We start from the raw sequence: 26,670 nt of genomic DNA on the forward strand, positions 1-26,670 counted from the left end.
AAAATGGGCCCCATCGTTATGCACTTTTCTGACTTTTATTTATTGGTTGGCGTCGTTGTACTCTTGTAGTGAGTCATTCGACTTCTGAACGGCACTATCCAATGCAGCTTTCGCACTACTGGTTTGACCAGTGAGGTAGGCGTCCATTGCGGTCTGAACATTATTACGCATAGTAAGCATGTTCCCGGTAGCCGCGCCAGCATTGTAGTAGTTAGTCTGGCTGGAGCGAATCTGGTCAAGGCCTACCTGGAACTGGGGATACTTTGCCAGGGTATCCTTCATCGTCTGCTGATTATAGGCGGAGAGACGGGTCGGGATGTAGCCAGTGTTGGAGGACCAGTACGCCTGAGTGTCTGGCTGAGACAGGAACTTGGTGAAGTCCCAGGCTCCTTCCTGCTGTTCTTTTGTACCCTTGTTCGTGATCCAGAGAGAAGCGCCACCGATGGCGGTGCGACCCTGGGCAGGGAGGGTCGGGCGAGGGATATAAGCAACGCCGATATCCAGCTTATTACCGTTTTTTGCCGCTGTATTGACGAAGTTGCGCATTGAAGCGACAGACTCAAAGGTCATCGCGGACTGGCCTTTGAGGAAGGCTGACGAGGAAGAACTTGAGCCGCTCGCACCAAAGTATTTTGCTGAACCGTCAGAAATCAACTGCTTCTCGAACTCCAGCCACTTGACGCCGGTATCGTTGTTGAAGCTGTACTGCGTCGCGCGCGCCGAACGACCATTGTTGGGGGTAGCCAGGAACTGGTTGCTTGAGGCCAATGCCTGTTCAAAGAACCAGCTATAGTCATAGAAGCTAATGCCTGCACGAGTAACCTTGCCGCTAGAGTCCTTCTGAGTTAGCTTCTTCGCAGCCGCGATCACCTGATCATAGCTCCAGAGTTTCTGATTGGGGTCCAGACCTGCTGCTTTGAAAGCGTTCTTATCATAGTACATCACCATCGTCGAGGAGTTGAAAGGCATGGAGTAGAGTGTTCCGTTAATGGTGTAGTAGTTGCGGATCGCTGGCTCCAGGTCATTAACGACGCTCTGCAGATGATCACGGTTGATCAGATCCTGCACCGGAATAATTTGCTTGGTGTCGATCATGCGCTGGGTGCCGATATCATAGACCTGCACGACATTGGGAAGCTGGTTTCCGCTCAACGAGGCATTGAACTTGCTGAGGGTGTCATCATAGGATGACTGGAAGATGCCATCAATATAGTATTTATTCTGGCTCTCATTGTATTTGTTGATCAGTGTGCGCAGAACGTCACCGTTTACACCACTCAGACCATACCAGAAGGAAATTTTGAGCGTTCCTGGTTTCTGTGGATCGAGTTTAACCGCCGGGGTCGCCGCAGGCGCGGCGGGTGTGGACGCGGTATTGGCAGTGCTTGTGTTACCCCCACCACAACCAACCAGCAGGAGGGTTGCGAGGAGCACCAATATGATTTGTTTTGCGTAACGCATGGGAAATATGATCCTCCAATAAAAGTATTAGCATCTACACAGGACTTCAATTGTTATTTAATAATGCCAGCTGTTAACCCGCGCACGAGTTGACGATGACCAAAGATCAAAGGTAGAAGCGTTGGAATCACAACGATGAGCGTAGCGGCCATCTGGGTGTTTAGAAAATTAACTTCACTAGAGTGAAAGATTGCAATACCAATCTGCGTAGTACGCCACGTCGACTCGTTAGTGACAAGAAGGGGCCAGTAAAACTGGTTCCAGGTCGTAATAAAGGTATAGAGACCCAACGTCGCCAGGGCTGGGCGCGCCAGTGGAAGCAGGAAGCTCCAAAGGAAGCGGAAGTGGCCGCATCCGTCTAACTTCGCCGCCTCTTGCAGTTCGGGCGGAATGGTCATGAAGTACTGGCGTAACAGGAAAATGCCAAAGCCTCCCGCAAGAAATGGCAGAACCAGTCCCTGATAACTATCTGTCCAGTTCAGGTGTAAGATCAACAGGAAATTCGGCACCAGTGTTGCTTCAAAGGGGATCATCATTGTTCCCATGACAATAGCAAAGAAGATCGGTTTACCCCAGAAATTGAGGAACGCAAACGCGTAAGCGGCCAGCGATGATGTCACCAATATGCCAACGGTGACCAGAAACGAGACAACAAAAGAATTGAGAATCCAGCGCGGCAAATCCGGTTGCTGAGCCAGAACCCGCACAAAGACTCCCCAGTCAAGTTGGGTCAGATCCGGAAGGAGTTGTGGTGTTAGAGTCTGCCCCTGCAATGCGATAGAGAACGCGAAAAGCAAGGGGAAGAGAATAATCAGCGAAACCAGTACCAATAAGATATAGGTGACGATTGTCCCCAGGCGTTTCCCAATGCTGATCTTTCTCTGGGGTATTGTATTGACAACGGCACTCATCGGTAATGTACCCTCCTGCCCAGGAAGAGAAATTGCATGGCACTAAGAATGAGCAAAATGATGAACAGAATAATTGACATTGCCGACGCGAAGCCATAGCGATGATCAGCCCAGAACGATTGATAGATCGCATAGACAAAGACATTGGTCGAGCTTTCTGGTCCTGGTCCATTCACCAATACATTGAACTGCGTAAATGCTTGAAAGCACGAAAGGGTGTTAATAATCAACAGAAAGAGCAGGATAGGCGTTAACATTGGCAGCGTGATGTGGAGGAAACGCTTCCAGCGGCCCGCGCCGTCCAGAGAGGCACTCTCGTAGAGGTCCTCAGGTATAGCCTGCATACCAGCGAGCGTGATAACAAAATTGAAGCCCAGACCCGACCAAACCGACATCACGGCCATGGAGATGAGCGCAGTTGAGGCATTATTAAGTAATCCCGGCTGTGGCAAGTTCAATAAGTTGACCAACCAGGTAGTGATGTTCGTCGTTGGATCAAAAATCAGCGCCCAGATGACACTTGAGCTTGCTAGCGATATAGCAATACTAACGGTAAATATCAAACGGAAGACGCCAATACCGCGCACCTTCGCCATCGCTAACGAGGCAAGACCCAGCCCACAGACGATTTGTAGTGAGACTACAAGCAATGCGTACTCAAAGCTTATCAACAGGCTGTTCAGGTAATCATTTTCCGGGTTGCTAAAATTCAGGATTTGTTGATAGTAGCGCAAGCCGACGAACTTTACAGGATTACCCAGCTCATTGGTGATATTGAGACTGAGCCAGATGGCACGGAAGAAGGGGAAATATGTAAAAACGGCGAATACCACAAGTACAGGAGCCAGGAAGAGCAATCCCAGGCTAAATTCGCGTACCCGCCCGCCCAGATTTCTATATACCTGAACATTTATTCTTTTCCCCCCCGGTTGCTCAGATTTCGCAGGTAGCTTCTCTGCTTGTAACGGGGCATCTACATCCAGGTGTTGTATAGAGGATTGTTTCAACTTACCACAGATACTCCTTCTATTAGGATAATAGCCACTTTCTTGATTAGCAAGCTTACTTAGAATAAACCTCTTGCGTTAATTTAATATTAAGTATATATAAAGTTCATGATAAATTTGAGTTAAATGATGTCATCGAAACTGTATATACCCTTTCCAAAAATATACTTTAATTCAAAAACAAACGGTTTAAGTAGATCTTTTATCGTTTTTTCTCTTATCTTCAAAAGACGAGACTATCCCAGGAGCTGTAAGCGGGAGCCGACATCGTGATTGAGCATGGCGAGGTGAGTATTGCAATAAATATTCTTGCGTGTACGGCGCAAGATTCTATTCAAACTGCGCAAGAACATAGGCGATTGTACATTCCCTCTGAGGTACTCTTAGAGTAAGAGAAAGGTGTAGAGGAGCCGTTTGAAAGACTCAGTTAGCTCCTTTCTCTGTACATGGTCCCTCTCCATGGATCTATGGAAACAGGTATGAGTAAGACATACCGCTTTCCATGGACAACCATCGCGATATAGCTTGAAAGAAGGAAACTACAGTGTCTGAGAAAAAAACCGCTCTTGTGACCGGAGCCTCATCGGGGATTGGGCTTGAACTTACGAATACCTTACTTGCTCAGGGATATCAGGTCGTCGCCAACTCGCGCACTATTACCAGTGCGGGAACGCTGACCGCTTCTGATCACCTTGCTCTCATTGACGGGGATATTGCCGATCAGGAAACCGCAAAAAAAGTCGTAGAAACAGCCGTTCAACGGTTTGGCGGGGTGGATCTGCTTGTAAATAACGCCGGGATCTTTATCGCGAAGCCCTTTACTGACTATACCATTGAGGATGTTGATCGCCTGGTCAAGACAAACCTGCTAGGCTTCTTCTTTGTGACACAGTATGCCGTGGAGCAGATGCGAAAACAACATGTTGGGCATATTGTAAACATTACCACCACGCTAGCAGATCAGCCTGTTGCAGGTGTTTCGGCATCCATTGCTCTTTTAATAAAAGGTGGATTAAACGCGGTGACCAAAGCACTGGCCATTGAGTATGCAAGTGAAGGTATTCGCGTTAATGCTGTGGCTCCAGGCAACATTGCAACCCCTCTGCACAAAAATGATGATCATGGGTTCCTCAGCCGCATGCATCCAATTGCACGTATGGGTCAGGCATCTGAGATTGTTGATGCGATCATGTACTTAAACGCAGCAACCTTTGTCACTGGTGAGACCATTCATGTGGATGGAGGAGCACATGCAGGCAAATGGTGATCGAAACGGTCCGCGAAAGCATAGTGAGAGGCTGGATGCGCTTGCCATCCAGCTTCCAACGCCTCCGACACCGCTTGGGAACTATGTGGAAACATCACTGGTTGGGGCCCTGCTTTTTACCAGTGGCATCCTACCCTTTGTCGATGGGAAGCTCCTGTTCACAGGCCGTTTGGGTGCTGATCTGACGGTGGAACAGGGGCAAGAAGCGGCCAGATATGCAGCATTGAATGCTCTGGCAGCGGCGAGTCATTTCCTGGGCGATGTGGATCGTATTCTGAAAGTGGTACGAGTCGGAATTGCTCTGGCGACGACCGAGGCATTTACGCAGCATGCAGCAGTTGCAGACGGTGCCTCAGATCTGTTTGCACAGATCTTTGGGAAGGAACAGGGGCATACCCGGCTGGTCTCTGGTGTTTACAGCTTGCCTGTTCGAACCCCAGTGGTCCTGGATGTAGTCTTTGAAGTTGTTGTGTAGTAAGAGACATAATCCGAGCGTCTTTTTGCTGAGATCCAGGCCAGGCGGCTTATCAGCAGAGACGTAACTGGTTGTATATCAGGAACGGGTATGCTCAGGCAGACGACCTGAGGTCGCCGGTTCGAGCACACCCGTTCGACTATGGAAGGGTTTTGCTGGCTGGTTTACAAGCATATGGTATGTTCATTATCGAGCGTTTGCCTGCTCGTTGGGTTGGTAGTGGAGTTCGACGATGCCGGATGGACGAGTTATGGCGTTGACAAGTTTCAGCTTTGTGTAGTCCTTGAAGAGGGGTTTTCCCTTGCCAAGGGCGATAGGATAGAGAAGAAGCTGATACCGGTCGATCAGGTTGTGACTGGCGAGGGCCTGAACCAGGCTGGCGCTCCCATAGATAATGATGTTACTCCCCGGCTCCTGCTTCAGTTGCGTAATCTCGTCAGGGATGATTTCCCGGCGCACAGTGGAGTTGTTCCACTCGGCGTTCCCCAGCGTTTTGGAGAAGACAATCTTGCGCATCTCGTTCAATTTGCGGGCGTATGCCTTCAGACCCTCTGGAGCATCCGGGGAGTTGGGTACATGTGGCCAGGAACCGGCAAAGCTCTCGTACGTGGTGCATCCTAACAAGAGCGTATCAGCAGCAGAGACAAATTGGTCCTGATATGGTCCGTTGTCCTCATCGTTGATCTCGCCCATCCAATTCATTTCTCCATCGGGTCCAGCGACAAAACCATCAAGTGTCACCCACATGGTCATAATAATGTTTCGCATGGTATGCAACCTTTCTTTTTGTGCACTATTACTCTGTCAATCTTCATTGAAAAGGTTTCAAGCTGCCTACGGCGAGAGGGGATTTAGATGCAGAGAGGCTGACGCCCCTCTGCACTCCCCACCTTCCCAACACCTGAAATTACTTTTCTTTCCGGATAGAACGCTCGTGATTGCGTCACGGTTCATGTGTATGAACGTATGACGACCCCAATGGACTGCGAAAAAGAACCTATGCTGTGCGCTCACTCTGGCGACGACCATCAGCAATGCAGACCGCCAGAACGAAGCTGTCTCAATTGATTTACTTGCAGAATGCAAGTGAAGACACTCTACTATTCTGCATGGGGAACAAAAAAGTGGAAAGAATAAGTCTTTTTCGCTCGTTCGTCGTGAGCTAAGTGATTGAGATTAGCACGCTGCCCAGCAGGAACAGTAGCGCGACAAGCAGCAGCGCGATATGCATGCCAGCAAGAAATGCGCTCCTCTCACTTAACGAACCGAGTATCGAGCCTAAAATCGCAACGCCAAGCACACCTCCCAGTTGACGGCTCGCATTCAGCAGTGCTGAAGCGACACCCACCTGGCTCTTGGGAACGGTATTAAGGATAGCCGTCGTCATGGCAGGGACCGTCATACCACAGCCAAGGCCAATGAGGATTTCTCCAGCCGTCAGCAAAAGGATGGAATCGCCAGTTTCGCCCAACAGGAGCAAGAGTGTGCCAAGACAGCTTGCTGCCAACCCTCCGATCATTGGTCGGCGCGTGCCCAAACGTGCAGTGATCCTCCCTGAGATCAGAGCTGTGCTTCCTGTCGCAACCGTGATTGGCAGTAGCGCAACACCCGCCAGAGCCGCTGGGTAATGATAGATATCCTGAAAGAACAGGGAAAGGACGAATAGGATACCATATAGGCCAAAGTTGAGGATGCATCCTACCAGTATTGGCATGCTAAAGGCTGCCGATGAGAAGAATTGTAGGGGAAGCATAGGCGTACTGTGCCTCGTTTCGATGAGCAAGAAGCCGCCAGACGCGCCTATGCACAGCAGAAACATGCCAACGATCTGAGGAGAAATCCATCCCTGGCTTCGCCCTTCGATAAGTGCGTAGGTCAGCGTGGCAAGGGCAACGATCACGCATGCCTGTCCCCACAGGTCACGTTTCTGCGTTGTTGTACGTGGCGTCTCGCTAACAAAACGCATGGTGAGAGCGAGAGCGAGTAGACCAAAAGGCACATTCAGTAGAAAGATGCTGCGCCACCCCAGCGTTTCAACAAGCAACCCACCGACGATAGGACCTCCTGCCAATCCTATGCCCGAACTGCCGGCCCAGAAACCGACTGCCCTTGCCCGTTTCTCAGAGTTCTGAAAGCCGTGAGTGATCAAAGAGAGAGAACTTGGAACCAGGAGTGCGGGTCCCACTCCTTGAAGTACCCGCGCCGCTATCAAGATATTGAGCGAGGGAGCAAGGCTACAGAGGAGCGATGCTCCTGTAAACAGCACGTATCCCGTAAGAAATGTGCGCTTATGCCTGAGCCGATCCCCGAGCGTGCCCGCGCTGAGCAGCAAGCTCGCAAAGATCAGGGTATAGCCGTTGACCACCCATTGCAATCCCTCAAGCGAGCCATGCAGATCGTGCTGCATAGCCGGAAGGGCCACATTGACAACGGATGTATCGAGAATAACCATGAAGAACCCGAAGCAGATGGCAGTCAACCCAAGGGCATGAAGCGACTCTTTCTCTGAAGGGATAGATGGAATCTGGAGTTCTCTTGACATATCTTATCACGTCTCCTGTACAGATTCTGCAAAATACGAGTACCACAATGTGGTCACATACCCAAGAAGCAGACAGCACTCTTTGCTGCAACCTCCTGGTCGTTCCCGTGAAGGATTTGTTCTCTCTTTACTCTAGTATGAAGCGACGAGGGATGCACCCATATTCTTGCGCCAGCACAACATATTCTTGCGCGGTTAACGATAGGGACTGGGGATGAGTCCAGTGAGACGCTTGAATCACAGCGCCAGGTGGCTTTAGAGGGGATTTTGCTGGGGAAAAATGTTGGGACCCCAAAACTATGAGGAATTTCATAGCTTTAGAGCCCCACTTCTTGTTATACTGGTTTCGGAATCCTAGTCAATAAGGTAAAATAGCTGTATTTAGAAGGTGAATGTCAATACTCTGTTAAAATTGAATTAACTGTAAACGACGGCCTACCACTTCACTACAGATAAGAGCGAGAAAGAAAAGGATATACGACGCGTATGGAAACGATACTACAATTGGGTGAGGGCTTGGATGGATCCTTCTGGTTTATTATCTTGATAGCATTGATATTACTTGCTCTGGCTTTACTCTTCGAGGGAGTCCTACGTGGAAACAAGACGACTGATTCTTATGGGTCGGCAAAGTTCGCGCAGCTCCGCGACATCAAATCGTTGCTTTCCTCAAAAAAGGACTTCGACGGTCCCGAGCAAGCAGAAGGAGAGCCTGCTCCCAGCAGTTTGTTGTTAGGCCGATACAAAGGGAAGACAATCGCTTTGAATGAGGAGGTGTTGGAGAATCATGTTTTGATGGTTGCGCCAACAGGCGCAGGCAAAACAAGCCGTGTCATTCTACCTGGCCTGCTCAGAGAGGAGGGCCACCGGAGCTTATTTGTGATTGACCCCAAGCAAGAGCTTGTGAAAAAGAGTGCGGGGTATATTGCTAAGCATCACGAAGTCTGGATCTTTGCGCCCAATGACGCGGCCAGGAGCCATAGCTATAACCCCCTTGCCTACATTACAAACCTCGACGATGCCCGTGACTTCGCCATGAGTTGGATCCAAAATACGGGTGAGTCAAAGGAACCGTTTTGGGATCGTGCGGCCGAGCTGTTAATCACAGCAACAGTACTCCACTTGCGAACTTGTGAACCAGATGCACCGTTCTCCCGGCTTGCTGATATCTTTAGTATGCCATTTGAAGATCTCAAGACCCTTCTAACAAGGAGCGATAACCAGACAACGCGAAAGATAACAACTTCATTTCTGTCCAACATGGAAAAAAATGGGAAGCTGATAGGTAGTGTCATGACAGACATTGCTAACCGCTTTTTTATGTTGTTCTCACCAGAGGTCCAGGCTGCAACCGCGGAGAATGACATTGACTTTAACGCCATGTGTGACCGATCTATTGCTCTCTACCTCTCTATCCCTTTCGGCGACGCCGAACGGTTACGCCCTCTCTCCGCAACCTTGATTATGCAAATGATGCGTACCTGGATCAGGCGTGCCGACCATAGCCCTAACGGGCAACTTCCCCGGGCTATCGGATGTTACCTTGATGAGTTTGCCAATGCGGGGCGTATACCTCACTTCGAGAGCTATATTTCTACTCTCAGAAGTAAGCGTGTTGCACTGTTGATGGCAATCCAGGCGTTTTCTCAGCTTGAAGAAGTGTACGACCCGGCAGGCAAGGAAACGATCATTAGCAACTCACGTACTAAATTGCTGCTACCAGGCGCTGGTCTGGAAGAGTGCGAGTACTTTAGCAAATTGACTGGGCAGACAACTACTGTAACGAAGAGCCAGAGCAAGAGTATACATGGGATCAGCATATATGCGATACTCTTTGCTGATAGCCAGAGTTTTAACAAGGCAGAAACTAAGAGAGCTCTTATGACACCCGATGAGATGAGAACTATGCGCGAAGGTTCGATCCTTATGATATCGGGTAGTTTTCCTGTAGTGCTTATACAGAGCACCCCATACTACCAGAACCAGGTTTTGGTCGAGCGGTCTCAGATTCATTTCCAGTTGCCAGAGCGTGCTACAGTAATTGCGGCTAAGGAGGATGTATCTTCTGGACAGGGGCGGAAGCGGAAACGGGGACGAAGGGGGGCCGCCCGGTCACAAGATCAAACGAAAGTCACCGTAAAGGAAGAGGCAATGGTTCAAAGCGAGGATGATGCATATATAGAACATGTGGAGGGCATCATTTACTTGTAAAAATAGATTGAGGCAATTTCGCCTTTTTGTCTTGACAAATGTGACTATCATATGCTATAAATTAACGCATGTAGTACCTTCTCTATCTCGCTTGTTCGCTGGGCTTACGCTCGCACCGAGATGTGTTACAAGGTGCTTTTGACCAACTCACAACTTGCATCTCTCACAGAGATTGCTTGTCGTAGTTGGTTTCCCTGAGCTGATGGTATTCTCCGGCTCACTCATAGACTTTCGGAGTTAGTAATAACTTCGAAGGAAAAAAAACCGTTTCGACCCAAGGAGATCATCGTGAAGTTCATCATCCAGATGCTCAACGGTATCTGCCCGTCCTGCGGCCGGGCGATCGACTCCTCCGGCCACTGCGGCTGCAGCTGAGAGATCAACAGCTCCACTCCCTCGCTGAAATGTGAGGGATAACAGGAGGCGGTGCTCTGGGTAACCCCAGGGCACCGCTTCTTGTTTATGATCTCCCACTCGATGAGCAACTGCTCGCAGCATGCAATGCAATCTGGTATCAGCCTTCCGCGTGAGCAGAACAAAAGCCTGCACAAGATATTCTTGCGCAGTTAACGATAGGAACTGGGGATGAGTCCAGTGAGACGCTTGAAGTGCAGCGCCAGGTGGCTTTCATTCGCAAATCCTACCGCGTGCGCAATGATGGTGAGGGACCAGTTCGTTGTGGAAAGTAACAGTTTGGCTCGCTCAATTCGACGCTGGATGACATACTGATGAGGCGAAAAGCCGGTTGACGCTTTGAAGAGACGCGTGAAGTGGTAGGGGCTGAGAGACGCGACAGCCGCGATTTCTGAAAGCGAGAGACCCTCGGCGAGATGGTCTTCGATGTACATGCTGACGCGTCTGAGTGTCATCTTGTCAAGGCCAACGGATCTTGGGAGAGAGGGTTGCTTCACCGACGAGTGTTGTCTGAGCAGGTGGATGCCCAGAATGTTTGCTAATGACTCCACATAGAGCTTCCCACCCAGACCATCTGAGCGAAGCTCCGAGAGCAGCGAGAGCGCGATGGACTCGATCTGGGGGTCGAAAATGCCGAGGGTACCAACGAACTCAACCGTATCAGGATAAATGTCTGCCGAGGCGGCGATCTCCTGAATGAAGGTGGGTGAGAGATACAGATGCAGGTGGCGTACCTCTCCCTCGCGCTCCAGGTGCCAGTTGGTTGGCGCTCCCGCAGGCAAAATGACCAGGTTGCCGGTTCCAAGTTGTCCCTGACGTCCAGCGAGCCGTTCTTGAACAGTAGAAGGAGCACTGAGATTGACGATGAGGATATGGCGAGGAAGAGCAGGCAAGGCAAAATCATCGAGCGGGTGGATGACCTCCGCAATATCAAGCCCATTCCAGCCCTTTCCGCTGCTCGACTGCACAATATGTTCAGGCGGAACATCGAAAACCGTGCCGCGTCCGTCGCCTCCTAAAGGAACCTGCTCCACTCCTTGCCTGCCTTTCCTACCCACGAAAAAATGATGCTGGGTACATGTTCTACTCACTCATCATATGAGCGTCAGTGCCCCCATGCGATTATACATCAGACCTTCGCCTCTGGATACTCCTGTCTTGAGGTATGGAGAGGAAAGAGGCGTTTCCTTCTGTCGTGCCCGACACGATAAGCATGTAAAAACGGATATTCATTTTCCTGAGCAGAGACGCAGGGAAAAAGAGTAAGATCCCTGCGCCCCATATGCCATACGCTAGTTTAGGGACGAAGCACGATTTTGCCATACGAGGCCCGCGACTCCAGCAAGCGGTGCGCTTCCGCAACTTCTTCAAGTGCGAAGGTGCGCATGATGCGTGGGCGAACGTTTCCTTGCTCGACGTAGTGTCTAAAGGCCTGCCTCCCCTGTGCAATGAGATCAGGACGCTGCTGCATGAGGGTGAAGGACGAAAAACCTTCGATCCGTTTCAGCCCCATCATGAGCTGGGAGACGCTCTCCGATGGCAAGGAGGGAATGCGCCCACTAGCTGCGCCGGAGACAATGAGACGGCCAAAGGAGGCCAGGAGTGGAAGGCTTTCAACCAGGATCTGACCGCCTACAACATCAAGGATGACATCGACGCCTTTCCCTCCGGTTGCCTGCATAACCTGCTCGGCCCAACCCGGCTCGGTGTAGTTGATCAGCGTGTCAGCTCCCAGGGTCTGCGCCACGTCGAGTTTAGCCGCGGAACTGGCGGTGGCGATGATCTGCCCTGCCCCCATTGCGCGCGCCAATTGCACCGCAAAATGTCCAATGCCTCCGGCAGCTGCGTGAATCAGCACCCGTTCACCAGGGCGCAACTGCGCCGAGGTCGCCAGAAGATGATACGCCGTCTCGCCCGCAACGGGGAGGGTCACCAGCTCCTCTGGTGAGAGCGAAACCTCTGGCAAGGGCTGAAAACGGAGCGCGAGAGGCACCAGCGCGTATTCGGCATAGGCTCCCACTGGAGCAAAACCGAGGATACGCTCTCCCACCTGAACCTCGCCTACCTCTGGCCCCACCTGGGCTACCGTGCCGTACACATAGTCGCCTGGTGCCACCGGGAACGTGGGTGTTCCCCACGGTGAGTCCTCGTTGCGCATCTGCGCATCAACATACCCAACATCAATGGCTTCGACTTTAACCAGAACCTGACCGGCCTCAGGCTGAGGAATAGCCGCATTCTCGACCTGTAAGACTTCTGGAGCTCCAGAGGTGTAATATCGTACCAGCTTCATTTCTTTCTTTCTTTCCATCCAATTTCAACGTGTTCCTATATTCGCGTTATTCTATCAGCGAAAACGGAACATCAGACAGGCATCAGGATCATTCCTGACCTGAAGTCGTGGCGCATCTGAGACGCGAACACCGTTTGTGGCGCGTGTCAGAACAATCACGTTGTCTGTCTGGTGATAGTATGGGACGATTCCTCTGCATTAACCAGGAGTGTGTTGTATCATATGTCTAGAAAGACACAGCCTCCGGAGGACGTGCAGGGAGGTCATGAGGAACCTATGAGAGAAAGAATCAAGAGCCGTGCGGGACTGGCCGATTTTTTACAAAGCCGTCGTGCTCGTCTGCATCCAGAACAGTTTAATTTCCCGGCATTTCAGAGGAGACGAACGCCTGGCCTCAGACGCGAAGAGCTTGCTCAACTGGTTGGCGTGGGTGTTTCCTGGTATACCTGGCTTGAGCAAGGTCGGGATATTCAGGTTTCCGATCAGGTGCTGGAACGTCTCGCATCCATTTTGCAACTCAATGAGGAGGAGCGCCGCCATTTGTTTCTCCTGGCGCAAGGTCCAGGCCCATTCCTGAGTGAACAGGAGGATCAAAAGTATGCGCCCAATGCCACCACGCAAACCATTCTTGATGGCTTCATGTACCCGGCCAGGCTCTTCGATCCACGTTTAAATATCGTCGGATGGAATGAAAGTGCCAATCGGGTCTTTGGGGATTATCCCAGCCGAACTGGCCGAGAGCGCAATGCTCCCTGGTTCCATTTCATTCATCCATCGTCCCGAATTTTTGAGGTTCATTGGGAAAGGGAGGCGTGGCGCTGCCTTGCCTTCTTGCATGCCAGGTATGACCAATACCCTGATGATCAATGGTTGAGCGAGTTGATTGCGGAGTTGCAGCAAGCCAGTCCAGAGTTTCGCGCCTGGTGGCCTGAGCATGAGATTGTGTTGGACTGTGGCAGCCTTTACGAAATTAATCATCCGCTCGTTGGCCGTCTTGCCTTGCATCCCACAGTTTTCCCTATGCCTGAACAGCCTGACCTACAGATGATTATCTATACTCCGCTGGCTCAGGAAGACACTGCGGCAAAACTGAGCGCGTTAATGATCGAAGAGGACCAATATCATCTTATGGTATCCTAATGCTAGGATGGGCTATGTGCTTGAAATGGCACACGCGTTGTTGCTTCCGACCGAACATATTGTTCAGTCGGAAGCAAGAGTGGCCACGAGCTACTCAGGGAGCCCAGGCATGCATTTCTCCTCATTGCTGGACGACAGCGATGTTTCTCATAACTTAGTCCTGCGCGAGCAACTGGCGCAAGATCATGTGGAGCACACCACCATGGCGCAGGTACTCAATTTCGGCCGCGTTGTCCACGCGAGCCAGCACAGTAAAGCGCAGCAGGCGCTCACCATCCCTGGCCTCTACTTCGAGCAACCGACCCGGTACCAGACCATCTGCGATGCCCCGAATCGTGAACGCTTCCTGCCCTGTGAGTCCCAGCGACTGGCGGCTCTCGCCCGGCTGATATTGCAAAGGCAGAATTCCCATGCTTACCAGATTTGAGCGATGGATGCGTTCGTAGCTCTCCGCAATGACCGCTTTGACTCCCAGCAATGATGGCCCCTTCGCGGCGGTATCACGCGAAGAGCCATTCCCGTACTCCTTGCCAGCCAGGGCGATCAGCGGTACACCCTCTTTCCTATAGCGCATGGCGGCATCAAAGATCGTCATCAGCTCCCCGCTCGGCTGATGAGTAGTCCAGCTGCCCTCTTTGCCGGAAGCCAGTTCGTTGCGTAGGCGAATATTCGCCCAGGTGCTGCGCATCACGACCTCATAGTTGCCTCGCCGCGTCCCATAGGTGTTAAAGTCTGGTTTGCGCACGCCATGTTCGAGTAAAAAATGGCCAGCCGGGCTCTCGGCGGCAATGCTTCCAGCGGGAGTAATATGATCGGTCGTGACGGCATTGCCGAGTGCGACCAGGACGCGCGCGCTCTTGATATCACGCAATGGAGATGGCTCAGGTGTGAGATTTGCGAAAAAGGGCGGTTCCTGGACATAGGTTGAGGCTGGCTCCCAGGCATACGTTGAGCCAGCAGGCGCCTGTACCTGTTGCCATTGCTCATCTCCCTGGTAGATCCGGCCATATTCTTGCGCGAACTGATCTTTGCGCAGCGCGGTCTGCACAATATGCGCCACCTCTTCAGAAGAGGGCCAGATATCGCTGAGGAAGATTGGCTTGCCCGCGTCTGTATGGCCCAGCGGCTCACTCGTCAGATCCTTGCGCACCGTTCCGGCCAGGGCGTAGGCGACAACCAATGGAGGTGAGGCCAGATAGGCAGCCCTCACTAACGGGTGGATTCGCGCCTCAAAGTTGCGATTGCCCGAAAGCACCGCGGCCACATTGAGTTGCTCGCGCTGAGCCTGCTCCTCTATCGCCGGGCTGACCAGCGGACCAGAGTTCCCAATGCAGGTGGTGCAGCCATAGCCGACGAGATAGAAGCCGAGCGCTTCCAGATAGCTTAGCAGCCCAGCCTCGCGCAGATACTCGGTGACAACGCGCGAACCAGGAGCCAGGCTTGTCTTGACGTGAGCAGGAACGCGCAAGCCAACCTCGACAGCGCGCTTTGCCAGCAGGCCCGCGGCGATCATTACAGAGGGATTTGAGGTGTTTGTGCAACTGGTCAGGGCCGCAATAACGACCGAGCCATCACTCAACTGTTCGTCTGAGCTGACTGGTGTGGGCACCGTGGAAACCAGATCAGCAGAGCACACCTCTTGCTCCTTTGAAGGGAAAGCGGCGGCGAAATTTTCCCGCACTCCGGAGAGCGGCACACGACTCTCAGGGCGCTTTGGCCCCGCCAGGCTCGGCTCGATCGTCGCGAGATCGAGTTCGAGCAGTTCACTGAAGATGGGCAGTGGCGCGCCATCGACGCGGAAGAGCCCCTGCTCTTTGCAATAGCGCTCAACTAGTTGAATAAGCTCGATCTCGCGATTGCTGGTCTCCAGATATCGTAGCGTCTGTGCATCAACCGGGAAAAAGGCAGCGGTCGCACCATACTCTGGGCACATATTGGCGAGCGTGGCCCGGTCCGCGACACTCAGACTGGAGAGTCCATCTCCGCAAAACTCAACGAAGGTATTGACAACACCGTGCTTGCGCAGCAACTGGGTGAGTGTCAGCACTAGATCGGTGGCAGTCGTACCAGGCGGCAGCGCGTTGGAGAAACGTACCCCGATAACAACCGGGAACGGTAGATACATCGGCTGCCCCAGCATACACGCCTCCGCTTCAATACCACCAACGCCCCAGCCCAGGACACCGAGTCCATTGACCATTGGCGTATGGGAATCTGTGCCAACCAGGGTATCAGGAATGACAACCTGCCGTCCGCCTATCGACTGGACCTGAACACAGCGACTCAAGTGTTCCAGGTTAATCTGGTGGCAGATACCCATGCCAGGAGGCACCAGCGCAAAATTGTCAAAGGTTTGCTGAGCCCAGCGCAGGAGGGCAAAGCGCTCACCGTTTTGCTCATATTCGCGCTCGCTATTGGCTTGATATGCTCGCTGAGAGCCAGATTGGCTGACCTGAACGCTATGATCAATCACTAAATGGGCCGGCACAAACGGATTGACGCGGCGTGGATCTTTGCCAGCTCGCGCCATAGCTGCGCGCATTGCGGCCAGGTCGACCACTGCTGGTATGCCGGTATAATCGTGTAAAAGCACGCGAGCGGGCCTGAAAGGAACTTCAAACTTCTCCGAGGGCGGCTCTCCTGTCCACTGCGCAAGGCCTCTGATGGCCTCAGGTGCCGCGTGTTCATCACGCAACTGCATTTCCAACAAGATTTTCACCGTCATTGGCAGGCGACTTGGATCTCCCAGCCCCTGATCCTGGAGAGCTGAGAGTGGATAATATTCCAGATCAGTGCCAGGTAAATGGGCACGCAAAGCAAGCATAGTTTTCCTCCTGATAAGCGCCGTCTTCTTGCTATAGCCAACTCTTCCTGAGGCTTTTTATTTTTGCTACTTACTACTTCTCCGAAAACCCTGAGCGCGAAGCGCTAGACACGCCAGTGGCGTTGGGTTTCGGAATAAGATCTTATTGTCACTCGAAGAAGAGTCGACACTTTGTTTCGCGAATTAATAATAACATGCTAAAATAGCACTAGTCAACCCGATTTTAAAGAAAAGTGTAGACACTTATAAAAGCCGGGCAGAATAGTATATAATTCTCTCTCAGAGAATACACAAAGAGGGAGATAGTCGTGGAAGTCTCAATGCACAGCATCTTCGCCAACGAACTGGAACGTTCGGCAAACCTCGATTCGCTGGTTGGCTCAATCGCTGAATGGGTCGGCCTCGCCATCATCGATGGGCGCCTGCGGCCAGGTGACGACCTGAACTCGGTCGCACTTTCCAGGCAATTTAAGACCAGCCGTACACCGGTGCGCGAGGCCTTGATGCTCCTGGAAAAAGAGGGCCTGGTAACGATTCCGCCGCGCCGGCGGCCCTATGTGACGCCCATCAGTCTACGCGAAGTGCGCGAAATCTACCAGGTGCGAGCGCATCTCTACATCCTGGTCGCGGATCTCATCGTCACCCAGGCCTCAGACGAAGCGATTCACACGCTCTGGGAGCACCAGGCGCGCTTAGAAGAAGCGGTCAAAAACAATGACCTGGACGCATATTTCTGGAGCAACCTCTCGTTTCGCGCCACTGAAGCCGAAATCTGCGGCAACCTCTATCTGCAACAAATGCTCAGTTCCCTTGGCCTGCGCACGCTTCACCTGCGCCATCACACGCTATCCTATCCAGGGCGCATGGAACGCTCACTCAAAGATCACGCTCGCCTGATCCAGGCTTACGAAGAGCGAGACTCCTCGCTGGCTCAGTCCCTCACCCGCTCGCTCGTTCTGCGTGGACTAGCCTCAATCGAGCAAGCAGAGTGGGTCAACGGGCAGAGCGAGCGCGGCACATCTGCAGAACGAGAAGAGGAAAGCGAAGAATTTTAATTGACGCGCTGTCTCACCTCTGCTGATCTACTGGTTGAGCAGGTCGCGTAGCACAACAGCGTTGTTGTGCTCGCTATCATGCGCGGAATACACGAGCGTTAGCGGCCCCTGCAATGCCATGTCGTTGAGGCGTTTGAGGGCGGCCTGCCCCTCTGGCGCTTTTAACTCCTCTTCATAACGGCGTCGGAACTCGTCAAATTTGGCTGGCTCGTGATTGAACCAGTGGCGAAGGTCGTTGCTGGGTGCGATTTCCTTGAGCCAGAGATCAATACGAGCGCGCTCTTTTGTGAAACCGCGAGGCCAGAGACGCTCAACTAAAAGGCGTGTGCCGTCATCTTTTTCGGGTGTCTCATAAATGCGTTTGATCACGATCTGGTGATGTGCCATAAAATCTTGTTAGTCTCCATGAACTCTGCTATAGGGGTCTCATTCTCGCTATTACTAGTGTAGTCGTTTAGGCGAATCATCTGGATACATGTGTGATACACGTAGAGTTGAGATGCAGGGCTTTGAGCGTCGCGTGGGGTGGTATTGCCGGTCTGCCTATGAGTAGTCAACTGCTCATAGGCACATACTTAGTTGTATGTGAAATGCATGCTATATCGCATAGATTTCGGCGTGATCTGTCTTACGTAAGAAGAATACAACCAGGCGGATCCTCCCCTACACTTTTCTGAACTTTGCAAAAAAAGTGTGGGGGAACCCATTGCTCATCAAAGTAATTTATACTATTTGAAATGCAAATTATTAAATGTTATAATGCATTCATCAGAGGTTGCTACGAGTTTCTCGTCACTTCGGGTCATCGAGATGAAGTTCTCAACCTAAAGTGAATGCAGCGCTTCGTTCCGGTCACCGAGAGAAATCTCAACCTGGAACGGATGCAGCGCTTCTTTCAGGTTGTCCTGGAGCGATTGATAGAATCTCAAAGCGACTCCCACCTCAAGCCTTCGGAAGGAGGTGTAGACACGATGGATCTGGTCCGTCAGGCTGTGCTGGAGTTCTTCGCCAAGTGCAGGGAGTGCAAGCAGGGCAACCACTGCCGCCTCTGTAAGTGCTGCCGCCGCTAGCACGCGACCTGCTCGCCACGTGACATCGATCTAGAGGAAGGAGTTCTCAAGAATGAGGGCGTGACCACACGTGGTCACGCCCTCATTCTCATTCTAGCTCCATACGCTTTTGTAGGAAAGACCATAAAATTGCCAGTTTTAGGGTACTTCATCGGTACGTGTGAAGATCGTAACTATTAAGTAGGATGGCGTTAAAGTAATATTTCAGGCAATTGTTGTTATGCTCGCAGCCCTATCAAGCTTCAAAAGTGGGAGCGTATGCACGATTTGTGCCCTCTACATGGGCCTTCTGAATGGGTGCGCCACAGATTTTTGCACAGAGACGATACCACGTGCCCACACGTTGGTCGGCCGTGGGCCATCAAAATGGCGAAATACCCTCTCGGTACTTCCCGCTCCGCTGAAAATAAGGAAAACTCCGAAAAACAGGAATGGAGAGGGCGGAAGGCAGATAATGTAGTTAGGAAAATGTGCCTGGCAGGAACCTTTTCTCGAATAAACACGTCCTCCCAGGAGGAATCTATTTCCAGGGCCTCGGATGACTCATGCACAAGGGAAAAAGAAGATGCCCCAAGGAAAGACTTTGCCCACCTGCTGACATTGACGGAGGAGGGAGGAGCGATCCGCGTGTATCTGGATATGGGTCAGCCCATGCAGCAAGTACTCCAGAGCCTCCTTGAGAACCCATCATCTCTGGAGTACGAATTATCAGATGGCGCTCGACGTCAAATCAACATCCTGCTCTCAGCCTTTGAGCAAGAGACAGCCCGTCGCTCCCAACAGAAGCAGGTTCCAGATCTACCTGTGCTGAGCGTATCATCGCCCGCACAAGCTCCTACAGCGATAGCCCTGCTTGAACCGCTGACTGCGCGTGCGTGAGCGGGAAGTGCTGCATCTACTAGCCGGAGGAGCAACCAACCAGCAAATTGCTGAACAGCTGGTTATTGCACTGGCCACGGCGAAGAAGCACGTCGCCAACATCCTGAGCAAGCTGGGAGCCGAGAATTGTGTGCAAGCCATTGCTCGTGCCCGCGAGCGCGACCTGCTTTAATGTCTTTCCCTGCATCTCAAACAGAAATACACCCACGTATTCTCCTTTCGGCTACTCCCACACAACGAGAAAGCAAGTATCCTGTGTGCAAGAGAAGGGCGGGAGAGGCCAGTTCATGAAAGCACAGCCAGGCGAACAGGATTCATTTGCAGAAATTGCAGAAATTCTTGGAAAAAGTCCCGCAAATTGTCGCCAGCTCTTTCATCGAGCGAAAAGCCATATTACAGAGAAAAGGCACCGGGCGACTATCGAGTCGGAAAATCAGCGTCAACTCCTGGAGTCGTTTGTTATCGCGTGCCAGTCTGGAAATCTCTCCATGTTGACGCAACGGCTTGCCAGCGATGTGACCGCTTGGGCGGATGGTGGCGGCAAGGTCCACGCAGGTCCGCTCCCCGTCTCTGGCCAAGAAACGGTTGCCAGGCTGTTCCTCACATTGATGCGCAAAGTGCCAGTAAGCCATACCCTTTTCATCGAGGAAGTGAATGGTACGCCTGCGCTTCTGTCCTGGAGCGCTTCACAGCTCAACTGGGTATTGATACTCGATATCCTCGATAATGCCATTGTGGGATTGTACAGCATTTTGAATCCTGATAAGCTGGCCTTTCTGCAACGCCAACTGGAGGAACGGCGAGGGCAACAAGAGCACAACACATACTTCTTATCCGAAAACCCTGAGCGCGAAGCGCTAGGCGGCACGCTAGTGGCGTTGGGTTTCGGAATAAGATCATAGTAATCTTTTTCTCTATTTCATGTTACTATGTAAATGCATCAATATATATGATAGTTAAATTGAGCTAAGCGATATGAAAAAGCATAAAGGAGATTCAGTTCATGAACCATATTCCCCGACGCATTGGGAAATATGAGTTGCAGGAGCTTTTGGGAAGTGGTGGGATGGCAGAGGTATGGAAAGCTCTTGATACTCAATTGCATCGCTATGTCGCCATAAAATTACTGCATGCAAATTTACATGCAGACCCGGATTTTATCTCTCGTTTTACTCAGGAAGCGCAGATGGTTGCAGCCCTGCGTCACCCAAACATTGTACAAATCTATGACTTTCATATTTCGGAATCAACTGAGACTGAAGATACACCGGCCTATATGGTTATGGAGTATATCCAGGGTCAGACTCTGGCTCATTATATCCGTACTACGTCACAGCAGAAGAATTTTCCTTCTGCTAACGATATCATTCAGCTCTTTACCCCTATTAGCCTAGCTTTAGATTATGCACATCGGCAAGGCACAATCCACCGTGATATTAAACCGGCGAATATTTTGCTTGATCAAAAGAATCGGACGCATAATCCAATGGGAGAGCCGATTCTCTCAGATTTTGGCCTGGCCAAGGTGATGGATGCTCCTTCCCGAACAGTAGCCGGAATGGTGTTTGGCACTCCCCTCTATATTTCTCCTGAGCAGGTGCAGAATGGATTGATAAGCAACCGCACCGACCTTTATTCTCTGGGCATTGTTCTCTATGAACTGTTTACCTCGCAGCCACCTTTTTCTGGCGGGAGTTCGAGCCATATTATGCTCCAGCACGTTCTCGAAGAGCCCACTGATCCACGCAGCATTAATCCCGACCTCTCCTCTGCGTTGTCAGAAGTTCTCCTCAAAAGCATCTCCAGAGATTCACAGGATCGCTTCTCCAGCGCTGCTGCTATGACCGCCGCGGTGGCGGAGGCACTCGATCTCCCAGTGCCAGAAGCTGTGCAGCTGGCACTGGCCTCGACACATCAGGCGCAAGGATCAACGAATGATGCACAAGTTGATCAAGAAGCCGCGACGGTAATTACTTCGTCCCCTGCGGCTATGCTGGGCCAGCAAAAGATGAATGCGGTTGTTGATGACGATGCAGCGCAAGTCGATCTGCTCTCAGCAGAAAGGGTGGAGGGCACTAGTGGCCCCCCGAATTTGCCAGATTCTGAACCGCCATTGGCAGGAGTCGCAACCAGTGACAAAATAGCGACTGCTGATATCCTTGACTCCGGAGCAACTCTTCTCTCCAAACCGGGCCAACAAGTGCCTGATGATGATGAGCAATCCGAAGCAGCTGCTCAAAGTGATGCCAGGAAGGGGCAGACGGTTGCAATACCAGTACGGTCCACATCCTCATCTCCTTCAAAGATGCCACCGGTAGCCCCCCTACCGCCACATGCACCAGGAGCGCAAAAGCGCCAGAGGATGCGTATAGTGATCGCGGCCCTATTCATTGGTATCTTGATTGTGGCGGGGTCAGGCGTGTTTTTGCTCCTGCGAACGCCGCATAAGGGCACCACGACCACCAGCACAAATAGCACTGTTGGGCAGGCTTTCTTTCTCAGTAGCGTAAATATGGACCAGGATACGGCCAGGGGAAACAACAGTAAATTAGAACTAGATCTCAAATCCATTCCAGCCCCTCAAAATGGGAAGAGCTATTATGCCTGGTTACTGCCTGATAAAAATCAGCCTGAAGGGGCGCCTATCCTCCTGGGGCAACTTATAGTGAAGGATGGAACTATTCATTATATCTACCCAGGCAATAGTGATACCTCAGATTTGCTTGCGATGACCAGTCGTTTTCTCATCACCGAAGAAAGTTCCACCATCACACCGGATATCCCTTCTCCTGATCTTAATGCCTGGCGCTATTATGCAGAGATTCCTCAAATGGTGCCCGCCGGTCAGCAGTATAGTTTGCTTAGTCATGTCCGTCACCTGCTGGCGGATGACCCTGACCTCATGTCCCTCCATCTGCCTGGAGGGTTGGATATCTGGGCCAACCGAAATATATACGAGGTTGCTCAGTGGTCTAAAGGGGCGCAGAACGATTGGAAGGCAAAGAATTTTGACGCGATGCACCAGCGTATCGTATCCATTCTTGATTACCTTGATGGAGCCTCATACGTCAAGCAAGATGTGCCAGCGGGTACCCCTCTCTATGCCAATCCCCTGGATGCCCAGGTTGGTTTGCTTAACCTCAATTCCGGAAGTCAAGGTCATCCCAGCTATCTGTATCATATAGCGCTTCATCTCAATGGTGTGCTTTCCTCACCCGGTTCTACTCAGTATCAACGTTCACTAGCATTACAAATCAATACGGGTCTCAGTAACGTAAAATTAGAGTTAGTGCAAGTACGGCTGGATGCCATTCAACTGGTGCATATGAACAATGCCCAACTGGCTCAGCCTTCGTCTCTTGCTCTTCTGAATGATATCGTAACGCGGTCCAATATCGCTTACGCAGGTCAACTAGATGCAGCCACTCACCAGGTAAAGATACTGGGTATGACGCAGATTTACCAGGATAACCAGCGGTTGGCTACCTTTGAGATTAAACCCTATCGATCGTGACGACTCCCCACGTACACATGCGGGGTCTTCTCAGGTGGCCTGATTTAGCACCTGTTTTGAGGCACTGCTCAAGTACCCGTCCCCTGCAAGAGGACGGGTACTTGCAGAAAGGCTCACCTTTGTTACCCTTTCAAGCCGCTTTGTGTATAGCCCTGGACGATGTAACGCTGAAAGAAGAGGAAGAGGAGCACCAGGGGGAGGATGCCGATGGCCGCCGCCATAAATATCTCATGCAGAATAATCGTCTGAGACGTCTCGAACGTAGAGATGACCACCTGAACAGTTTGATTCGAATCATTCTGCGCATTCACAAGAGGCCAGAGAAAAGAATTCCAGTTGGCAATCAGCCCCGTAATACCGAGAGCAGCGAAAATGGGAATCGAGTTCGGAACAACGATACGCCAATAGATGCCCCAATAGCCAAGCCCATCGACATGCCCTGCTTCCTCAAGTTCCCGTGGAAAACTCAAGAAGAACTGGCGAAACAGAAAAGTCGTAAAGCCGCTAAACAGACTAGGAATAATCAAGCCCTGTAACGTCCCGATCCAACCAATGTATGAAACGACAATATACGTTGGCAGAAAAGTGACCGCACCTGGAATCATCATTGTACCCAGAACCGCGCCAAACACAACAGTGGACCAGCGAGAAGGAATACGCGCCATCGCATAAGCCGCCAGCGACGTGACAAGTACCTGCCCGACCGTACCCAGGACAGCCATCAACGCAGAATTTTGCAAACCAACAAGGATCGACGTAGAGCTATCACTAAACAGCTCTTGAATATTCTCAAAGTGGAGGACATTGGGAAAGAGGACACCAAGGCGAATATCCTGCTCGGTTGCCAGACTATTGCGTAGAATTAAATAAAAAGGAACCAGAAAAAGCCCTGCCAGAAAAATGAGCAGCGCATAGCGTAGCACAACGCTCACAATAGATCTTACTGATCTGGCAGCCCTGACGGAACGCTTATCGGCTTTTTGCCTCGAAATAGTTAACGACATAAGCTATTCCCTTTCTTCACGACTGTACTTTGCCAAAGCCAAACACTTTTGCCTGCACAACAGTAAACACAATAATAATGACTGCGAGAATGATTGCGCCTGCGCTCCCACGACCATAATCTTGCGAACCTAGAGCGACCTGGAAGATATAGAGGAGCGGCGGTCGTCCCAGAGACGCATTGCCACTGGACGCCGTACTCCCCATAATGTTATAGAACTCATCGAACGCTTGATAGGCTGCGATCAAGTTCAGAATCAGAATGGCAACCGAGGTATTGCGTAGCAAAGGAAAGGTTATATAGCGGAAAGTAGTCCAACCACGCCTGGCACCATCGACCGTCGCAGCTTCATACAGTTCTTGCGGGATGGTTTGCAACCCTGCAATAAAAAGCAACATATAGACGCCAACCTGTATCCAGAGACGGAGCGAGACCAGTACAATCCAGTAGTACGGGGGATTTGGGCTGGAAATCCAGGTGTTAATAGGATCCATATGCAAGGAGGTCAAAATGGTGTTGGCAAACCCCGTAGGGAGACCATTGAAGATATCGAGCTTCCAGATGAGCGAGGCCACGACATAAGAACAGGCTGTTGGAAGAAAGAACACGGAACGGAAGAATGGCTGGGCAAAACGAATACCGTTGACCAGGAGCGCAAGTCCAAGCGAAAGCGCAAAAGTGGTCGGTATAATGAAAAGCGCGAAGAGCGTGATCGTGACCAGAGCTTGTTGATAGGCTGTATCATTGAGCATGCTGGCATAATTGGCCAGGCCAACAAATTGTGTCGGTGCTATAGTGCTGCGGGCATCGAAGAAACTGAGGAAGATGCTCCAGAGAATAGGGATATAGACAAACACCGCCAGACCAATTAGGAGAGGGGCCGCAAAACCCCAGAAGGCGAGCTCAATCTTGAGACGTTTTCGTAGCGTAGAGCGTTTCCCCCTCTGTTTCACGTCCAGAGGTGCCTCTGGTTGAGCAGGTGAAATGACTTTGGTGGACTCCATACAGCTATCCTTCCTGAAAGGCACCTGTTGGTATGAACCAGTAAATTCAGTCCAGTACACTGCCAGGTATCGATATGGTCATAGGCCTGCAGGGGAGCATGAAACATTCCGCCAGGTTTGTTCATGCTCCCCGATAAAACTACTTTACAATCCTTTGTAACTCGGCCTGGCACTTTGCTTCTGCTTTAGCCAACTCAGCTTTGGCATCGGCACCATTTTTGACGATATTGGTGACTGCATCTGTAAGTGCTGTACCCATGGTCGTATCCCAGGCGGGAGGATTGGGCTTACCATATTGGTTGAGGATACTTACAGCATCTGCGGCTGGCCCGCTTTGCAACTTGGTTGCGCTGGCCGCGGCGCTCTTCCGCGGTGGAAGATGGAAGCCGTAATTCAGACTCCAATCCTGCTGATCTTTCGTATTATCAATCCAGAGCGATTTTGTAAACGCTTTGGCCTCCTGCACATGCTTCCCTTTGGCTGCAACCATAGCACCCCAACCACCAGAAAATGTTGCTGGTATCCCCTGTGCATCAAGTTTTGGCCAGGGTACGACTCCAAAGTCATCACCAAGAGCTTTGATAATAGCTGGCATTGACCATAAGCCACCCCACTGCATAGCAGTCGCTCCACTAATGAAAGCGCCAGGGTCCGCCCAGTCAGTGGTATAACCCAGCAGCAGACTCTTCGACTGATAGAGCTCGCGCACCTTTTTATAAGCCAATACAGTCCGATCATTATTGAACACGATCTTATTATCCGCCGTCAGAAAGTCGCTACCAGCAGACCAGGGAGCGATCTGTTGCAATGCACCAATGCCACCATCGTTACCAATGAAGAGGCCCTTCTGATTGCCAGTTGTCAGCTTGTTCGCTGCATCGATCAACTCATCCATAGTCTCAGGTGGATTGACTCCAGCCTTTACAAGTATACTTTTGCGGTAGTAGAGCAAACCAGTATCTACAATCATCGGAATGGCATAAACTTTTCCGTTGTATGTGTAGGGTATAAGGCTGGAAGCGGAAAAGTCATCTTTCACAGGAGCAATAAGATCATCCAGTGGCTCAATCAATCCTGCATTTACCTGATCTGCCTTCAGCCACCCTTCAAAGGTATCAGGAGGATTTCCACTCAATAAGGCCGCATTGAGGGGAGTGAAATAATCGCCAGGTTTCCAGACAAGGTTGATGGAGGTTTTCGTGTACTCCTTTGCGTAACGCTTGGCGGCCTCCTCGGTGCCCGCTTCACCATACTGGTGATACCACTGCTGTAACACCAACTGGCCATTACCACCGGTACTACCCGGCGTGGTATTACCACAGGCAGCTAGAAAAGCGGCACTCGCCACCGCTGCGCCGGTGGCCTGTAAAAAACGCCGACGGTTGATTTTGTCGAGAATCGTTTGAGTGTCCATGAAGAATCTTCAACCTTTCTGCATCATCGCAAATAAACCTAACAATGTAAATGGCCCTTGCCAGTAAAAGCCCTGACAGCTAGATCTGCCGGTTACCACAACTCTGTAGTAATGTTGGGCAGTCATACCGTCAAACGATCGAATTAGCGTCTTGTTGAGGGCATCCATGCGCTCCCAAACGCCGGG

22 protein-coding genes are annotated in these 26,670 nt (G+C 51.3%); 9 read left to right on the plus strand and 13 right to left on the minus strand.

What is annotated here, in order from left to right; genetic code table 11:
* Nucleotides 1-39 precede the first annotated feature (39 nt).
* The 3 genes from JMJ16_RS07395 to JMJ16_RS07405 are packed head-to-tail and all read right to left on the minus strand — an operon-like array spanning nt 40 to nt 3,379.
* Nucleotides 40-1,461: an ABC transporter substrate-binding protein gene (locus tag JMJ16_RS07395; protein WP_201379802.1), complete on the minus strand. Its 1,422-nt coding sequence runs from the start codon at nt 1,459-1,461 to the stop codon at nt 40-42.
* Between the two features lie 53 nt (nt 1,462-1,514).
* On the minus strand, nt 1,515-2,372 hold the full coding sequence (locus JMJ16_RS07400) for a carbohydrate ABC transporter permease (protein ID WP_201379804.1): 858 nt from the start codon (nt 2,370-2,372) through the stop codon (nt 1,515-1,517).
* Nucleotides 2,369-3,379 (minus strand): carbohydrate ABC transporter permease, encoded by a 1,011-nt coding sequence (locus JMJ16_RS07405; protein ID WP_201379805.1) that lies wholly within the window; start codon nt 3,377-3,379, stop codon nt 2,369-2,371. The genes JMJ16_RS07400 and JMJ16_RS07405 overlap by 4 nt, the downstream gene beginning before the upstream one ends.
* Nucleotides 3,380-3,923: 544 nt before the next feature.
* Between JMJ16_RS07405 and JMJ16_RS07410 the strand changes: the two genes are divergently transcribed.
* Both JMJ16_RS07410 and JMJ16_RS07415 read left to right on the plus strand, forming a co-directional pair.
* Complete coding sequence (locus JMJ16_RS07410; RefSeq protein ID WP_201379807.1) at nt 3,924-4,646, plus strand: SDR family NAD(P)-dependent oxidoreductase; 723 nt, start codon at nt 3,924-3,926, stop codon at nt 4,644-4,646.
* Complete coding sequence (locus tag JMJ16_RS07415) at nt 4,630-5,121, plus strand: RidA family protein (protein ID WP_201379809.1); 492 nt, start codon at nt 4,630-4,632, stop codon at nt 5,119-5,121. The genes JMJ16_RS07410 and JMJ16_RS07415 overlap by 17 nt, the downstream gene beginning before the upstream one ends.
* Nucleotides 5,122-5,307: 186 nt before the next feature.
* On the opposite strand, the gene JMJ16_RS07420 is transcribed toward JMJ16_RS07415, so the two are convergent.
* Nucleotides 5,308-5,889: a dihydrofolate reductase family protein gene (locus tag JMJ16_RS07420; protein ID WP_201379811.1), complete on the minus strand. Its 582-nt coding sequence runs from the start codon at nt 5,887-5,889 to the stop codon at nt 5,308-5,310.
* 394 nt (nt 5,890-6,283) lie between these two features.
* Nucleotides 6,284-7,663, minus strand: coding sequence for an MFS transporter (locus JMJ16_RS07425; protein WP_201379813.1), 1,380 nt, complete (start codon nt 7,661-7,663; stop codon nt 6,284-6,286).
* Nucleotides 7,664-8,149: 486 nt separating this feature from the next.
* Between JMJ16_RS07425 and JMJ16_RS07430 the strand changes: the two genes are divergently transcribed.
* Nucleotides 8,150-9,874, plus strand: a complete 1,725-nt coding sequence (locus tag JMJ16_RS07430) for a type IV secretory system conjugative DNA transfer family protein (protein WP_201379821.1) — start codon at nt 8,150-8,152, stop codon at nt 9,872-9,874.
* A 566-nt stretch (nt 9,875-10,440) separates the two neighbouring features.
* Here the strand turns inward: JMJ16_RS07430 and JMJ16_RS07435 are convergent.
* Together JMJ16_RS07435 and JMJ16_RS07440 are read right to left on the minus strand one after the other, a co-directional pair.
* On the minus strand, nt 10,441-11,322 hold the full coding sequence (locus JMJ16_RS07435; RefSeq protein WP_201379823.1) for an AraC family transcriptional regulator: 882 nt from the start codon (nt 11,320-11,322) through the stop codon (nt 10,441-10,443).
* A 263-nt stretch (nt 11,323-11,585) separates the two neighbouring features.
* On the minus strand, nt 11,586-12,581 hold the full coding sequence (locus tag JMJ16_RS07440) for an NADPH:quinone oxidoreductase family protein (protein WP_201379825.1): 996 nt from the start codon (nt 12,579-12,581) through the stop codon (nt 11,586-11,588).
* A gap of 222 nt (nt 12,582-12,803) precedes the next feature.
* Here JMJ16_RS07440 and JMJ16_RS07445 point away from each other — a divergent pair, with 222 nt between their 5' ends.
* Nucleotides 12,804-13,721 (plus strand): helix-turn-helix transcriptional regulator, encoded by a 918-nt coding sequence (locus JMJ16_RS07445; protein WP_201379827.1) that lies wholly within the window; start codon nt 12,804-12,806, stop codon nt 13,719-13,721.
* Between the two features lie 154 nt (nt 13,722-13,875).
* On the opposite strand, the gene acnA is transcribed toward JMJ16_RS07445, so the two are convergent.
* On the minus strand, nt 13,876-16,545 hold the full coding sequence (gene acnA / locus JMJ16_RS07450; protein WP_201379835.1) for an aconitate hydratase AcnA: 2,670 nt from the start codon (nt 16,543-16,545) through the stop codon (nt 13,876-13,878).
* 308 nt (nt 16,546-16,853) lie between these two features.
* On the opposite strand from acnA, the gene JMJ16_RS07455 reads away from it, so the two are divergent.
* A complete protein-coding gene (locus JMJ16_RS07455) occupies nt 16,854-17,600 on the plus strand; it encodes a GntR family transcriptional regulator (RefSeq protein ID WP_236601250.1) in 747 nt (248 codons plus the stop codon).
* Nucleotides 17,601-17,627: 27 nt separating this feature from the next.
* On the opposite strand, the gene JMJ16_RS07460 is transcribed toward JMJ16_RS07455, so the two are convergent.
* Both JMJ16_RS07460 and JMJ16_RS07465 read right to left on the minus strand, forming a co-directional pair.
* A complete protein-coding gene (locus JMJ16_RS07460) occupies nt 17,628-17,987 on the minus strand; it encodes a DUF488 domain-containing protein (RefSeq protein WP_201379837.1) in 360 nt (119 codons plus the stop codon).
* Nucleotides 17,988-18,424: 437 nt separating this feature from the next.
* Entirely contained in the window at nt 18,425-18,673 is a 249-nt protein-coding gene (locus JMJ16_RS07465) for a hypothetical protein (protein WP_201379839.1), read from the minus strand.
* Between the two features lie 624 nt (nt 18,674-19,297).
* Here JMJ16_RS07465 and JMJ16_RS07470 point away from each other — a divergent pair.
* The 4 genes from JMJ16_RS07470 (at nt 19,298) to JMJ16_RS07485 (ending at nt 23,063) form a co-directional block, all read left to right on the plus strand.
* Nucleotides 19,298-19,549, plus strand: coding sequence for a hypothetical protein (locus JMJ16_RS07470; RefSeq protein WP_201379841.1), 252 nt, complete (start codon nt 19,298-19,300; stop codon nt 19,547-19,549).
* Between the two features lie 7 nt (nt 19,550-19,556).
* Nucleotides 19,557-19,721, plus strand: coding sequence for a LuxR C-terminal-related transcriptional regulator (locus JMJ16_RS07475; protein ID WP_236601251.1), 165 nt, complete (start codon nt 19,557-19,559; stop codon nt 19,719-19,721).
* A 115-nt stretch (nt 19,722-19,836) separates the two neighbouring features.
* Nucleotides 19,837-20,451: a hypothetical protein gene (locus tag JMJ16_RS07480; RefSeq protein WP_201379843.1), complete on the plus strand. Its 615-nt coding sequence runs from the start codon at nt 19,837-19,839 to the stop codon at nt 20,449-20,451.
* Between the two features lie 101 nt (nt 20,452-20,552).
* Nucleotides 20,553-23,063 (plus strand): serine/threonine-protein kinase, encoded by a 2,511-nt coding sequence (locus JMJ16_RS07485; protein WP_201379851.1) that lies wholly within the window; start codon nt 20,553-20,555, stop codon nt 23,061-23,063.
* A 122-nt stretch (nt 23,064-23,185) separates the two neighbouring features.
* On the opposite strand, the gene JMJ16_RS07490 is transcribed toward JMJ16_RS07485, so the two are convergent.
* The 3 genes from JMJ16_RS07490 to JMJ16_RS07500 all read right to left on the minus strand — a co-directional run bounded on the left by JMJ16_RS07490 (nt 23,186) and on the right by JMJ16_RS07500 (nt 26,484).
* Nucleotides 23,186-24,067, minus strand: coding sequence for a carbohydrate ABC transporter permease (locus tag JMJ16_RS07490; RefSeq protein WP_201379853.1), 882 nt, complete (start codon nt 24,065-24,067; stop codon nt 23,186-23,188).
* A gap of 16 nt (nt 24,068-24,083) precedes the next feature.
* Nucleotides 24,084-25,070, minus strand: a complete 987-nt coding sequence (locus JMJ16_RS07495; RefSeq protein ID WP_201379854.1) for a carbohydrate ABC transporter permease — start codon at nt 25,068-25,070, stop codon at nt 24,084-24,086.
* Nucleotides 25,071-25,209: 139 nt separating this feature from the next.
* Nucleotides 25,210-26,484: an ABC transporter substrate-binding protein gene (locus JMJ16_RS07500; RefSeq protein WP_201379856.1), complete on the minus strand. Its 1,275-nt coding sequence runs from the start codon at nt 26,482-26,484 to the stop codon at nt 25,210-25,212.
* Between the last annotated feature and the right edge of the window lie 186 nt (nt 26,485-26,670).

The sequence above is a fragment of the Ktedonobacter sp. SOSP1-52 genome (assembly GCF_016587395.1).

What these genes read in the sequence shown, in the direction of transcription:
- JMJ16_RS07395 (WP_201379802.1), bottom strand. Translation starts at nt 1,461, where the DNA reads ATGCGTTACGCAAAACAAATCATATTGGTGCTCCTCGCAACCCTCCTG.
- JMJ16_RS07400 (WP_201379804.1), bottom strand. Translation starts at nt 2,372, where the DNA reads ATGAGTGCCGTTGTCAATACAATACCCCAGAGAAAGATCAGCATTGGG.
- JMJ16_RS07415 (WP_201379809.1), top strand. Translation starts at nt 4,630, where the DNA reads ATGCAGGCAAATGGTGATCGAAACGGTCCGCGAAAGCATAGTGAGAGG.
- JMJ16_RS07420 (WP_201379811.1), bottom strand. Translation starts at nt 5,889, where the DNA reads ATGCGAAACATTATTATGACCATGTGGGTGACACTTGATGGTTTTGTC.
- JMJ16_RS07425 (WP_201379813.1), bottom strand. Translation starts at nt 7,663, where the DNA reads ATGTCAAGAGAACTCCAGATTCCATCTATCCCTTCAGAGAAAGAGTCG.
- JMJ16_RS07430 (WP_201379821.1), top strand. Translation starts at nt 8,150, where the DNA reads ATGGAAACGATACTACAATTGGGTGAGGGCTTGGATGGATCCTTCTGG.
- JMJ16_RS07440 (WP_201379825.1), bottom strand. Translation starts at nt 12,581, where the DNA reads ATGAAGCTGGTACGATATTACACCTCTGGAGCTCCAGAAGTCTTACAG.
- JMJ16_RS07445 (WP_201379827.1), top strand. Translation starts at nt 12,804, where the DNA reads ATGTCTAGAAAGACACAGCCTCCGGAGGACGTGCAGGGAGGTCATGAG.
- acnA (WP_201379835.1), bottom strand. Translation starts at nt 16,545, where the DNA reads ATGCTTGCTTTGCGTGCCCATTTACCTGGCACTGATCTGGAATATTAT.
- JMJ16_RS07460 (WP_201379837.1), bottom strand. Translation starts at nt 17,987, where the DNA reads ATGGCACATCACCAGATCGTGATCAAACGCATTTATGAGACACCCGAA.
- JMJ16_RS07480 (WP_201379843.1), top strand. Translation starts at nt 19,837, where the DNA reads ATGAAAGCACAGCCAGGCGAACAGGATTCATTTGCAGAAATTGCAGAA.
- JMJ16_RS07485 (WP_201379851.1), top strand. Translation starts at nt 20,553, where the DNA reads ATGAACCATATTCCCCGACGCATTGGGAAATATGAGTTGCAGGAGCTT.
- JMJ16_RS07490 (WP_201379853.1), bottom strand. Translation starts at nt 24,067, where the DNA reads ATGTCGTTAACTATTTCGAGGCAAAAAGCCGATAAGCGTTCCGTCAGG.
- JMJ16_RS07495 (WP_201379854.1), bottom strand. Translation starts at nt 25,070, where the DNA reads ATGGAGTCCACCAAAGTCATTTCACCTGCTCAACCAGAGGCACCTCTG.
- JMJ16_RS07500 (WP_201379856.1), bottom strand. Translation starts at nt 26,484, where the DNA reads ATGGACACTCAAACGATTCTCGACAAAATCAACCGTCGGCGTTTTTTA.